Below are 12236 nucleotides of genomic sequence, written 5' to 3' on the forward strand. Positions count from 1 at the left end.
CGTACGGTGACGCCCGTGTCACGCAAAGACGTCACAATCGGCATCGACGTCGGCAGCACCGCGGTCAAGGCGGTCGCCGCGGACGCCGACGGCCGGGTGACGGAGAGGGCGCGAATCCCGCACCAATTGCGGGTGCCGACGCCCGGGCGGCTCGAGCACGAGGCCGGGGAGGCGTGGCGCCGCGGGCCGATGGCGGCGCTCGACCGGCTGACCCCCGGGCCGAACGTTCGCGCGGTGGCCGTGTCGGCGATGGTGCCGTCGCTGACGGCCGTCGACGCCGAGGGTGTGCCGATGACCCCGGGGCTGCTGTACGGCGACGAACGCGGCCGGGTGCCGGAGCAGGACGCGCCGCCGCTGCCGGCGCTGGGCGAGGCCGCCGAGTTCCTGCGCTGGACCGCCGCCCAGGCGCCCGAGGCGGCCGGGTACTGGCCGGCGCCCGCGTTGGCCAATCACGCCTTGGCGGGCGAGGCGGTGATCGACTTCGCCACCGCCGCCACCGCCTACCCGCTGTTCGACGGGACCGGCTGGAACCCCGAGGCGTGCGCCGAACGCGGCGCACGGCCCGACCAGATGCCCAGGGTGGAGAGCATGGGTGCCGCCGTCGGGCGGGTCCGGGGCAGCGACGCCGCGCTGGGGATCGGGGCGATCGACGCGTTGTGCGAACAGATCGTGGCGGGCGCCGACCGCGACGGCGACGTGCTGGTGCTGTGCGGCACCACCCTGATCGTGTGGACCACCATCCCCGAGCCCCGGCAGGTGCCCGGATTGTGGACCATCCCCCATACCGCCGCCGGCAAGAGCCAGATCGGGGGCGCCAGCAACGCGGGCGGGCTGTTCCTCGGCTGGGTGGACCGCGTCGTCGCACCCGCCGACCCGACCGCGGCGCGGCCCGGGCGGGTGCCGGTCTGGTCGCCCTACATCCGCGGGGAGCGCACCCCGTTTCACGACCCGGATCGGCGGGCCGTGCTCGAGGCCCTCGACCTCACCCACGACGCGGCCGCGCTGCGCCGGGCCGCCCACGAGGCGTCGGGCTTCGTGGTCCGCCAGCTGATCGAGCTGAGCGGGGCGCCGGTGGCGCGCATCGTCGCTACCGGCGGGGGCACCCGGGTCGGGCCGTGGATGCAGGCCATCGCCGACGCCACCGGGCGGCCGGTTGAGGTGTCCGCCGTCCCCGAGGGGGCGGCGCTGGGCGCGGCCTTCCTCGCGCGGGTCGCGGCGGGCCTGGAGACCTCGATCGCCGACGCCGCGCGCTGGGCCCGCACCGAGCGCGTCGTCGAACCGGACCCGGCCTGGGCGGCCCCGGTCGAGGACCGCTACCAACGGTTCCTGGAGTTGGGAAACCGGCGATGTAGCGCGCTACCCGCACCGGCGTTCTAGGCTGGTGCAATGACCGACCACGACCGCAAAGCCGCCCGCCGCGAGATCGCCGATGCCCTGCTGAAAGCCCTTGAGCGGCGCCATGAAATCGCCGACGTGGTGGTGGAATCCGAGAACAAGGCGGCCGCGGTCGAGGCGATCGTCCGGCTGCTCGACACCTCCCACGTGGCTGCCGAAGCGGTGATGGGGATGTCGTTCGATCAGCTCACCATCGACTCGCGCCGCAAGATCCTGGCCGAACTCGAGGACCTGAACAAGCAGCTGAGCTTCACCCTCGGCGAGCGGCCGGCCAGCTCGGGGGAGACCCTGGAACTGCGGCCCTTCTCCGCCGACAAGGACCGCGACATCTTCGCCGCCCGCACCGAGGACATGGGCGCCGCCGGCGACGGCTCCGGTGGGCCGGCCGGCAACCTCGACGACGAGATCAGCGCGGCGCTCGGGCGCCTCGACGACGAGGAGGCCGCCTGGTTCGTGGCCGTCGATTCCGGCGAGAAGGTCGGAATGGTGTTCGGCGAGCTGCTCGGCGGCGAGGTGAACGTGCGGATCTGGATCCACCCCGAGCACCGCAAGAAGGGGTACGGCACCGCCGCGCTGCGCAAGTCGCGCACCGAGATGGCGTGGTGCTTCCCGGCCGTGCCGATGGTGGTGCGTGCCCCGGCCGCCAAGCCCGGCTGAGCTAGCGGCGATCGCAAGCGCGGCGGAGCCGCGCGCGGCGGGTCGCCGCCATCGAGCTAACTCAGCGTCGCGCTGACGGTGACGATGTTGCGCAGCTGCGACGTCTCGTCGTCGGGGAAGACCAGACCGTAGTCGGCGAAGTACTCCCGCCGCTCCCGGGTGGTGACGCGCCAGCCCCGGCCGGTCAGATAGTCCACCACGTTGCTGCGCTCGCCTTCGAAGAACAGCCCCGACAGGTCGATGTCGCAGCCTAGATTGGCCCACCGCTGGTTGAACTGCTTGGCGCGTTCGGTCATCGTCCGGCCCGAGTCGCCGTGGAATTCGGTGGCCAGCTTGCTGCCGGGCGCGCTGAGCGCTGTGATGTTGTCGAACAGCTTGTCCTGGGCTTCGGGCGGCAGGTACATCAATAGGCCCTCGGCGCTCCACGACGTGGGCTGTGTCGGGTCAAACCCGCTGCGCCGCAACGCTTCCGGCCAGTCGTCGCGCAGGTCGACGCTGACGGTCCGGCGTTCGGCGGTGGGGGTGGCGCCCAGCTCGGCCATGGCGGCGGTCTTGAATTCGACGACCTTGGGCTGGTCGACTTCGTAGACGACGCTTCCGGGCGGCCAGCTCAGCCGGTACGCGCGGGCGTCGAGGCCCGCGGCCAGGATCACCGACTGGCGGATTCCGTCCCGGGCGCCGTTCATGAAGAAGTCGTCGAAGAAGCGGGTGCGCACCGCGATGGAATCGGTTTCCAGCTGCAGGTCCCGTTCGCCGTCCGGCGCGTCTGGGGACGTCAACTCGCCGTCGACCAGGCGGCGAAAGAAGTCCAGCCCGACCGCTCGCACCAGGGGCGCCGCGAACGGGTCGTCGATGATCCGTTCGGTGCCCTCGCTGGCCAGCGCGCGGGCCGCGGCGACCATCGTGGCCGTGGCACCCACGCTGGAAGCCAAGTCCCAGCTGTCTTGGTCAGTGCGTGTCATGGTGCTCCTATTTATTTAGCAAATGCAACGAGCCAACTGCACTCTACCTTCCGCGGCTTACGGCTTCCTGTGCTTTCCAGGGCGGTCGCCGACGGCCGTGGACGGAGTCACCCATTCCAGCTGTTAGTCTCGTACACGGTTTTGACGCGCTTTAGATAAAGCGGCCGTACGTCCTGGCCTGCGGGTGTTGGGCGCGAATGCAGGAGACCCCCCGGCCGCGCAGGAGGAAGAGTGCTTTCGGCTTTCATCTCATCGCTGCGGACAGTCGACCTGAGACGGAAGATCCTCTTCACGCTGGGCATCGTCGTTCTCTATCGGCTGGGCGCCGCCTTGCCGTCCCCTGGCGTCAATTTTCCCAACGTCCAGCAGTGCATCAAGGAGGCCAGCGGCGGCGCGGCCGGCCAGATCTATTCCTTGATCAACCTGTTCTCCGGCGGCGCGCTGCTGAAACTGACGGTGTTCGCGGTGGGGGTGATGCCCTACATCACCGCCAGCATCATCGTGCAGCTGCTCACGGTGGTCATCCCGCGGTTCGAGGAACTGCGCAAGGAGGGGCAGTCCGGCCAGGCCAAGATGACGCAGTACACGCGTTACCTGGCGATCGCGCTGGCCATCCTGCAGGCGACCAGCATCGTGGCGCTGGCGGCCAACGGGGGCCTGCTGCAGGGCTGCTCGCTGGACATCATCGCCGACCAGAGCATCTTCACCCTGGTCGTGATCGTCATGGTGATGACGGCCGGCGCGGCGCTGGTGATGTGGATGGGTGAGCTGATCACCGAGCGTGGCATCGGCAACGGCATGTCGCTGCTGATCTTCGTGGGCATCGCGGCGCGCATCCCGTCCGAGGGCAAGACCATCCTGGACAGCCGCGGCGGGGCGATCTTCGCCGCCGTCTGCGTCGCCGCCCTGGTCATCATCGTCGGCGTGGTGTTCGTCGAGCAGGGCCAGCGCCGGATCCCGGTGCAATACGCCAAGCGCATGGTGGGCCGGCGCATGTACGGCGGAACGTCGACCTACCTGCCGCTGAAGGTCAACCAGGCCGGCGTCATCCCGGTCATCTTCGCCTCGTCGCTGATCTACATCCCGCACCTGATCACGCAGCTGATCCGCAGCGGCAGCGGCGGCGTGGGCAACAGCTGGTGGGACAAGTTCGTCGGCAGCTATTTGTCCGACCCGAGCGACCCGATCTACATCAGCATTTACTTCGGGCTGATCATCTTCTTCACGTACTTCTACGTGTCGATCACGTTCAACCCCGACGAACGTGCCGACGAGATGAAGAAGTTCGGCGGGTTCATTCCCGGTATCCGGCCGGGCAAGCCGACCGCCGACTACCTGCGTTATGTGCTGAGCCGGATCACGCTGCCGGGCTCGATCTACCTCGGCGCGATCTCGGTGCTGCCCAACTTGTTCCTGCAGATCGGCAATGGTGGAGCGGTTCAGAATTTGCCGTTCGGCGGTACCGCGGTTTTGATCATGATTGGTGTCGGCTTGGATACGGTCAAGCAGATCGAGAGCCAGCTGATGCAGCGCAACTATGAAGGGTTCCTGAAGTGAGAGTCGTTTTGCTCGGGCCGCCGGGGGCGGGCAAGGGAACGCAGGCCCAGAAGCTCTCCGAGAAGCTCGGGATCCCGCACATCTCCACCGGTGAGCTCTTCCGCAGCAATATCGAGAACGGGACCAAGCTCGGCCTCGAGGCCAAGCGCTATCTGGACGCCGGCGACCTGGTGCCCTCCGAACTGACCAATCAGCTCGTCGATGACCGCCTCAGTGATTCCGACGCCGCCGGAGGCTTCGTCCTCGACGGATATCCCCGGTCGACCGAGCAGGCCAAGGCGCTGCACCGGATGCTCGAACGCCGCGGCACCGACATCGACGCCGTGCTCGAGTTCCGCGTGTCGGAGGACGAGCTGCTGCAACGGCTCAAGGCCCGTGGCCGCGCCGACGACACCGACGACGTCATCCTGAACCGGATGAAGGTCTACCGCGACGAGACCGCGCCGCTGCTGGAGTACTACCGCGACGAACTCAAGACGGTCGACGCCGTCGGCTCCATGGACGAGGTGTTCGCCCGCGCTCTGCAAGCGCTGGGCAAGTAATCGTGCGCCCGCTGGCCCGGCTGCGGAGTCGCAAAGTCGTGCCGCAACGCACCCCCGACGAACTCGACGCGATGGCGGCGGCGGGGGCGGTCGTCGCGGCGGCGCTGCAGGCGGTGCGGGCGGCCGCGGTCCCCGGCGTTTCCACCCTGGGCCTCGACCAGATCGCCGAGTCGGTGATCCGGGAGGCCGGCGCGATCCCGTCGTTCCTCGGCTATCACGGTTACCCCGCCTCGATCTGCGCCTCGGTCAACGAGCGGGTGGTGCACGGGATCCCGTCGGCCGGCGAGATTTTGGCGCCGGGTGACCTGGTGTCGATCGACTGCGGCGCGGTGCTCGACGGCTGGCACGGCGATGCCGCGATCACGTTCGGCGTCGGGACTCTCGACGCGGCCGACCAGGCGCTCTGCGATGCCACCAGGGAATCGCTGGAGGCCGGGATCGCGGCGATGGTCCCCGGCAACCGGCTGACCGATGTCTCGCACGCCATCGAAACGGGCACGCGCGCGGCCGAGGGCCGGCACGGGCTCGCGTTCGGCATCGTGGAGGGCTACGGCGGTCATGGCATCGGCCGGCACATGCACATGGACCCGTTCCTGCCCAACGAGGGCTCGCCCGGGCGCGGCCCGCTGCTGGCTCCCGGGTCGGTGCTGGCGATCGAACCGATGCTGACCCTGGGCACGGGCAAGACCGTGGTGCTCGACGACGAGTGGACCGTCACCACCTCCGACGGGTCCCGTGCGGCACACTGGGAACACACCGTGGCGGTCACCGACGCTGGCCCGCGCATCCTGACGCTGGCCTAGCGACCAGCCAGCGACCAGCCGTGGCGGGTCGCGGCGATTGAACCGGCCGCGATCGCGAGCGCGGCGAAGCCGGGCGTGGCGGGTCGCGGCGATTGAACCGAGCGGCCATTCGACTCGTTTCAGTAGTCGGAGGTGATGGAGTGGCTCGTGTGGCAGGCACTCGTGGGGCGTCGGAAGCTGCCGAGGCCGCCCTGATGAAGGCGCTCTACGACGAGCACGCAGCGGTTTTGTGGCGCTACGCCCTTCGCTTGACGGGCGACGCGAGCCAGTCCGAGGACGTGGTTCAGGAGACGTTGTTGCGAGCCTGGCAGCACCCGGAGGTCGTCGGGGACACCGAGCGCTCGGCGCGCGCCTGGCTGTTCACGGTCGCGCGCAACATGATCATCGACGACCGGCGCAGCGCCCGATTCCGCAACGTCGTCGCCTCGACGGACGAGGCGGGCGCGCCCGAGCGGTCGACGCCGGACGAGGTGAACGCGGCGCTGGACAAGCTGCTGATCGCCGACGCAATGGCGCAACTGTCGGCGGAGCACCGGGCCGTGATCGAGCGGTCCTACTACCGCGGATGGACCACCGCACAGATTGCTGCGGACCTCGGCATCGCCGAGGGGACGGTGAAGTCGCGATTACACTACGCCGTGCGGGCGTTGCGGCTCACTCTGCAGGAACTTGGAGTCACCCGTTGAGGGGCTCCGAAAAGCTTGAAGGGTGAAGAGGAAATGGATGACATGAAGGCGCCGCTACGGGGCATCGGGCCGCCCGACGACCCGTACGTGATGTGGGATGCCGCATACGTGTTGGGCTCGTTGTCGGCCGCCGAGCGGCGCGAATTCGAGTCGCACCTGGCGCACTGCCCGGCCTGCCGGGAGGCCGTCGCCGACCTGAGCGGTGTGCCGGCCCTGCTCTCGCAGCTGAGCCGCGACGAGGTCGCCGCGATGAACGACCCGGCCGCGCAGTCGTTGGCGGCGACACCGGAGATGTCGCCGGAGCTGTTGACGTCGTTGCTGGCCAAGGTGAGCTGGCGCCGGCGCCGCACGCGCATCGTGACGTGGGTGGCCTCGTCGGCCGCGGCCGTGGTGCTGGCGTTCGGTGTGTTCGTCGGGGTGCAGGGGTATTCGTCGTCCTCGTCGCAGCAGGTGGCCGCGTCCGCGGAGCCGATGGCGCAGGTGGGCACGACGCTGCTGACCTCCTCGGTGGAGTTGTCCAGCCAGCACTGGGGTACGTCGATCAACCTGCGGTGCGTGTGCCTGGCGCCGTTGAACGCGCACCACGACACGCTGGCGATGGTGGTGGTGGGTCGCGATGGTAGCCAGACCCGGCTGGCGACGTGGGTGGCCGTGCCCGGCCACACCGCGACGCCCGCGGGCAGCATCTCGACGCCGGTCGACCAGATCGCCGCCGTGCAAGTGGTCGCCGCCGACAGCGGCCAAGTTCTGCTGCAGCGCTCGATGTAAGGCCCTGACGTGTCTGGCCACGGGCGCTCCCTTCGGGTGCTGGTGGTGGGCGCCGGGGTGGGCGGCATCTCGGTCGCCCGGGGGCTGTTGCGCGACGGGCACGACGTCACCGTCTTCGAGCGGCGACCCGAGGTGCGGGCGCCCGGCGGTGCGGTGACGATCTGGTCCAACGGCGAGACGGTGCTGCGGCAGCTGGGCGTCGACATGGGCGGGGCCGGTCAGCAGCTGTCCACCGTGCGGGCGGTGACCTCCACCGGCCGTCCGCTGGGCACGCTCGATGTGTCCGCGTTGGCCGCGCGGCTGGGCGCGCCCGTGCGGATGGTTCCGCGCCGGTTGCTGCTGGAGCGGTTACTGGACGGCTTCCCGGCCGACCGCATCCGATGTGGTTGCCGGGCCGTCGCGCTGGGGGGCACCGACGCCGGCGTGCGGGTCGAGTTCGGCGACGGCAGGTTGGTCGAGGGTGACCTGGTGATCGGCGCCGACGGCCTGCACTCGATGGTCCGCGAGGCCGTCGGCGGCCGGGCGGCCAAGCCCACCGGCTGGTGCAGTTGGCAGGGGCTGATCAGCCTGGCGGAGATCCCGGACAGGGACACCGCGCTGATGGTCATCGGCGAGCGGGGGAACCTGGGCCTGTGGCCGGCCGGGGGTTCCGACGTGCAGTGGTGGTTCGACCTGCCGTGGTCGCGGGACTTCGTGCGGCCGCTCCGCCCGATCGAGACGATCCGCTCCCATTTCGCCGGATGGTCCGACGCCGTCGATCGCGTCTTGGCGGCGCTGACCGACGACGACCTGGCGCATTCGCCGTACCCGCACTTCCGGCATCCGATGCCGCCCGCGGGCCGGGGCCCGGTCACCTTGCTCGGCGATGCGGCGCACACCATGCCGCCCACGCTGGCGCAGGGAACCAACCAGGCGCTGCTCGACACGATGGTGCTGTGCAAGGCCCTCGCGGACCGGGCGAGCGACGATGCAGTGTCGAACGCACTGCGCAGGTATGAGAAGACGCGCAGGCGCAGGGTGATGGCCGTGTCGCGGGTGGCGTCGCTGCCGGTGTCGCACGGCGAGGTCGTGCTGCGACCGGCCGCGCTGATCCCGGATCGATGGCAGGCCCGCGCCCTTACGATGTTTCTGTTGTGGACGAGCCACCGCCGGATGTCCGCGGAGATCGACCGCGAGATGGGGGCAGCGACGACCAGCCGATCCAGCCCATGAACGACGAATCCGTCAGGGTGCGAGGCGATTTCGACGCCCCGTCACGCTGGCTTTGGCTGGTGAAGTGGTGCGTGCTGGCGGTGCCGCACTATCCGATCCTGATCGGGCTGTACCTGATCTACCCGGTGTCGACGGTCGTCGCGGGCGTCGCGATCCTGTTCACCGGGCGGTACCCGCGGCCGATCTTCGACTTCAACGTCGGGGTGCTGCGCTGGTCGTGGCGGGTGATGAATTACCGGTTCCCGATGAACAGCACGGACTCCTATCCGCCGTTCGCGCTCGCGTCGCGGCCGGACTATCCGGGCGATCTGCAGGTCGACTATCCGGAGCGGCTGAAGAACTGGGCCGTGTTGGTGAAGTGGCTGCTGGCCATCCCGCAGATCCTGCTCTGCTGGTCGATGGAGCCGCTGCTGCAGCTGCTGTGCGTGATCACCGCGGTGACGCTGTTGTGCACCGGGACCATCCCGGGCGGCATGTCCGATCTGTTGCTCGGCATCGTGCGGTACCGCTATCGGGTGGCCGTGTACGTGTCGCTGATGCGCGACGAATACCCGCCGTTCCGAATGGACATGGGCCACCGGTGAGGCACCGTAATCCGTTGTTCCCGTACATCTATCGGTTCGGTCAGCCGGTCTTCGACCGGCTGTTCTACCACCGGTATCGCCGCGCGGCGCTCAGCAACGCGACCGGCCGGCTGTTGATGCTCGGCCTGGGTCCGGGCACCGACCTGAGGTTCCTGCCCACCGCGGTGACCTCGGTCGCCGCCGTGGAGCCGGAGGCGCCGTTCCGGCGGATGGCGTCGCGGCTCGCCGGCCGGCACGGCATCGCCGTCGACATCGCCGAGGGAACCGGTGAGTCGATTCCGTTCCCCGACAACAGCTTCGACTCGGTGCACATCGGCCTGGTGTTGTGCTCGGTCGACGACGTGGCCGCCACGCTGGGCGAGATCCGCCGCGTGCTCGCACCCGGCGGCAGGCTGGTGGTCCTCGAACACGTGCGCGGCGACGGCACGACCGGCCGGTACCAGGACCTGGTCGCCAAGCCGTGGTCCTGGCTGGCCGCGGGCTGCGAGCCGAATCGGCGGACCCTGGAGTCCATCGCCGCGGCCGGGTTCGACACCACGGCGCTGCGCACCATCCCGCGCACGCCGGTCCCGTTCCCCTGCAAGCCCCATCTGCAGGGGTTCGCCACGCTCAGTCCACGCTGACGGCCTCGATGATGTTGAGCCGGGCCGCCCGCCGCGCGGGTGGCAGCGAGCCGAGCAGGCAGATCGTCAACGCCCCCGCGGTGAAGGCCAGGGCCATCGGGCTCAGGCGGAAGCCGACCGGGAAGTTCATGATGTCCCCGCTGATCAGGCTGAACAGCCACTGGTCGGTCAGGCCGAACAGCAGCCCCAAAAGCCCACCCACCCAACCGATTCCGGCCGCCTCGGCCAGGACCGTCCGCAGGGTGAACCGGCGGCTGGATCCCATCGCCCGCAGCACGCCGATCTCGCGTCGGCGTTCGATCACCGAGAGGGTCAGCGTGTTGAGCAGCGCGACGGCGGCCACGGCGACGACGATGATCCACACGGCGTTGGCGATGAACATGCTCTGGTGCAGCGGGGCCTCGAGACCGGCCAGCGCCGCGCGGCCGTCGTACACGTGGTTCGGTGCCGGCACCGCCCGGCGGACCTCGGACACCAGCCGCTTCGGATCCGTCCCGGGGGCGGCGGTGATCTGCAGCGTTGTCGCGGCCGGGCGGTCGAACCAGGCCCGCAGATGATCGAGATCGAGCCCCACGGTGCCGATGACGGTCGAGAAGAAGGGCACCAGGGCCAGCACGGTCGCCTGCCGCGGGCCGTGCGGCGTCTGCAGCTGCAGCCGGTCACCGGCGCGGACGTGCAGGGTCGCGCCGAGATTCTGGGTGAGCACCACGCCCCGGCCGGCGAGCACGTCGGCGCGCAGCGGTTCGTCGAGCGCGCGGAAGAGAGCATCGTGGGTTCCGCCGGAGAAGCCGTCGAGCAGGACGCGGGTGCCCCCGACGACGGCGAATCCGAACGCGCCCTCGATCACCTGTGCGACCCCGGGCAGCGCGGCCACCCGCTCCGAAAGCCCTTGCGGCAGAAAGTCGGTGGGGTAGCTGTCGGGGGGATCCGCGCTCACCCACACGTCGACGTCGGCGGCGGGGGAGAACATGCCGCGGGCCGAGCGGATCATGTCGGCATTGGTGCCGGTGATCACCACGGTGGTGACCACCCCGATGAGCACGGTCATCACCGTCGCCCACACCCGCCGCGGCGCGCCTTCGATGGTGGCCGCCGCGAGCGCCCCGGGCGATCCGAACACGCGGGCCGTCGCGGCCGTGGCCGTGACGATGGCGGCGCTGAGCGCGAAGCCGAGCGCGATCTCGGCGCTCAGCAGCGCGGCCATCGCGGCGAACGCGAGGGTGCCGCGCTGACCGATGACGATGCCGATCGACGCCGCGAACACGGCGACGGCGCCGGCCCCGGCGGCCACGCGCAGCCATCTCGGCACGACGTCCGCGGCCGACGCGCCGACGGGGGCCAGCGCCTCGATCGGCGCGACCTTGTACACCTGACGCGCGGCCATCGCGGAGGCAACCACGCTGGTGAGCGCCGTCGCCGCGAGGGCCAGCGGGATGGCGTAACCGGGCAGCCAGTACTCGACCCGGGCCTCGAGTCCCTGGGTCATCGCCGGGGGCAATCGGCGAATCGCGATGTGGCCGGCCAGGATTCCCAGCGCCGAGCCGACGGCCCCGCCGATGAGGCCCAGGATCGCCGCCTCCCCGACCATGTCGCCGACGATCGTGACGCGCCGGCCGCCGATGGCACGCAGCATGGAGATCACCGGCCTGCGCTGGGTGATCGCCATGGTCATCGTGGTGTAGATCAGGAATGCGCCGACCACCAGCGCGACCGCCGCCCCCAGCAGGGCCATGTAGTTCATCAGCTTGACGCCGTCGCCGGCGCGGGCGGCCCGGACGCTCGGGGCGGCGACCAGGGCGCGGCCGTTCACCGCGGCGGTGACCGCGGCGCGGACGGCGGCCAGGTCGGCGCCCGGTTTGGTGGTGATCAGTATCGAGTCGAGCTGACCGGGCCGGCCGGTGACGCTTTGCGCCAGCGCGAGCGGCGCCAGGACGTAGTGCCCGCCGTTGAGGTCGGCGAACTGCTTGCCCGCGAGCACCTCGCTGACCGTCACCGAACCCGAACCCAGTTGCAGCGTCTGGCCTTTCGCGTAGCCGACCCGCGGGCCGACCTGAACCCCGTCGGGCGTCGAGGTCAGCGACTGCACCGGTCGGGCGACCGCGTCCTTCAGGGCGCCGCCCAGCGCGGCGGTGCGCGCGTCCGCGCCGAGCAGCAGCACGGGGCCGTTCGGCGTGGAGGTGGAGGTCCGGATCATCGGCGCCGCGGTGGCGACCCCGGGCACCGCGGCGACGTCGGCCAGTATCGCGTCGGGAAACCCGGCGTCGGTGCTGCCCGACACCTCGAGCGCGGCCACGCCGGCGATCCCGTCGGCCAACCGGTTGACCGAGCCGGTGATCGATCCGAAGATGCCGAATATCGCGACCAAATACATTGCGGATACGGCCATTACGGCGATCGACGCGAACGTCCGGCGGCGGTGCACGGCGAGTTCACGGAGGCTGAACACG

12 protein-coding genes are annotated in these 12236 nt (G+C 70.2%); 10 read left to right on the top strand and 2 right to left on the bottom strand.

The genetic code is table 11. The features are described 5' to 3' along the window. The first annotated feature begins 15 nt into the window (after positions 1-15). Both A5681_RS10140 and A5681_RS10145 read left to right on the top strand, forming a co-directional pair. Positions 16-1377 carry a xylulokinase gene (locus tag A5681_RS10140; protein ID WP_067273269.1) on the top strand — a complete coding sequence of 454 codons (1362 nt, stop codon included), beginning with the start codon at positions 16-18 and terminating at the stop codon, positions 1375-1377. A 9-nt stretch (positions 1378-1386) separates the two neighbouring features. Continuing rightward, positions 1387-2052 (top strand): GNAT family N-acetyltransferase, encoded by a 666-nt coding sequence (locus tag A5681_RS10145; protein WP_067273129.1) that lies wholly within the window; start codon positions 1387-1389, stop codon positions 2050-2052. A gap of 56 nt (positions 2053-2108) precedes the next feature. Here the strand turns inward: A5681_RS10145 and A5681_RS10150 are convergent, their stop codons facing one another. Further along, entirely contained in the window at positions 2109-3014 is a 906-nt protein-coding gene (locus tag A5681_RS10150) for a class I SAM-dependent methyltransferase (protein ID WP_067273132.1), read from the bottom strand. Between the two features lie 231 nt (positions 3015-3245). Between A5681_RS10150 and secY the strand changes: the two genes are divergently transcribed. From secY to A5681_RS10190, 8 genes are all read left to right on the top strand, one after another. Beyond that, positions 3246-4571: a preprotein translocase subunit SecY gene (secY, locus tag A5681_RS10155; protein ID WP_055405236.1), complete on the top strand. Its 1326-nt coding sequence runs from the start codon at positions 3246-3248 to the stop codon at positions 4569-4571. Next, the gene (locus A5681_RS10160; RefSeq protein WP_067273136.1) at positions 4568-5113 is read left to right on the top strand and encodes an adenylate kinase; all 546 of its coding nucleotides are present in this window, start codon (positions 4568-4570) and stop codon (positions 5111-5113) included. Before secY ends, A5681_RS10160 begins: the two co-directional genes overlap by 4 nt. Before the next feature lie 2 nt (positions 5114-5115). Continuing rightward, positions 5116-5916, top strand: coding sequence for a type I methionyl aminopeptidase (gene map / locus A5681_RS10165; RefSeq protein ID WP_067273140.1), 801 nt, complete (start codon positions 5116-5118; stop codon positions 5914-5916). 140 nt (positions 5917-6056) lie between these two features. Further along, entirely contained in the window at positions 6057-6602 is a 546-nt protein-coding gene (locus A5681_RS10170) for a sigma-70 family RNA polymerase sigma factor (RefSeq protein ID WP_082968293.1), read from the top strand. Positions 6603-6635: 33 nt separating this feature from the next. Next, complete coding sequence (locus A5681_RS10175; protein WP_067273149.1) at positions 6636-7370, top strand: anti-sigma factor family protein; 735 nt, start codon at positions 6636-6638, stop codon at positions 7368-7370. Between the two features lie 9 nt (positions 7371-7379). Continuing rightward, a complete protein-coding gene (locus tag A5681_RS10180) occupies positions 7380-8582 on the top strand; it encodes an FAD-dependent oxidoreductase (protein WP_067273153.1) in 1203 nt (400 codons plus the stop codon). A 17-nt stretch (positions 8583-8599) separates the two neighbouring features. Next, positions 8600-9166 carry a DUF4389 domain-containing protein gene (locus A5681_RS10185; RefSeq protein ID WP_067273271.1) on the top strand — a complete coding sequence of 189 codons (567 nt, stop codon included), beginning with the start codon at positions 8600-8602 and terminating at the stop codon, positions 9164-9166. Continuing rightward, complete coding sequence (locus tag A5681_RS10190) at positions 9163-9789, top strand: class I SAM-dependent methyltransferase (RefSeq protein WP_067273156.1); 627 nt, start codon at positions 9163-9165, stop codon at positions 9787-9789. Before A5681_RS10185 ends, A5681_RS10190 begins: the two co-directional genes overlap by 4 nt. Here A5681_RS10190 and A5681_RS10195 read toward each other — a convergent pair. Further along, entirely contained in the window at positions 9776-12175 is a 2400-nt protein-coding gene (locus A5681_RS10195) for an ABC transporter permease (protein WP_231996275.1), read from the bottom strand. The genes A5681_RS10190 and A5681_RS10195 overlap by 14 nt on opposite strands. Positions 12176-12236 lie beyond the last annotated feature (61 nt).

The organism is Mycobacterium scrofulaceum, assembly GCF_001667885.1.
Classification (GTDB): Bacteria; Actinomycetota; Actinomycetes; order Mycobacteriales; family Mycobacteriaceae; genus Mycobacterium; species Mycobacterium scrofulaceum_C.

Bases quoted from the DNA above. Each gene is read 5' to 3' on its own strand.
- A5681_RS10145 (WP_067273129.1), top strand. From the start codon at position 1,387: ATGACCGACCACGACCGCAAAGCCGCCCGCCGCGAGATCGCCGATGCC.
- A5681_RS10150 (WP_067273132.1), bottom strand. From the start codon at position 3,014: ATGACACGCACTGACCAAGACAGCTGGGACTTGGCTTCCAGCGTGGGT.
- A5681_RS10175 (WP_067273149.1), top strand. From the start codon at position 6,636: ATGGATGACATGAAGGCGCCGCTACGGGGCATCGGGCCGCCCGACGAC.
- A5681_RS10195 (WP_231996275.1), bottom strand. From the start codon at position 12,175: ATGGCCGTATCCGCAATGTATTTGGTCGCGATATTCGGCATCTTCGGA.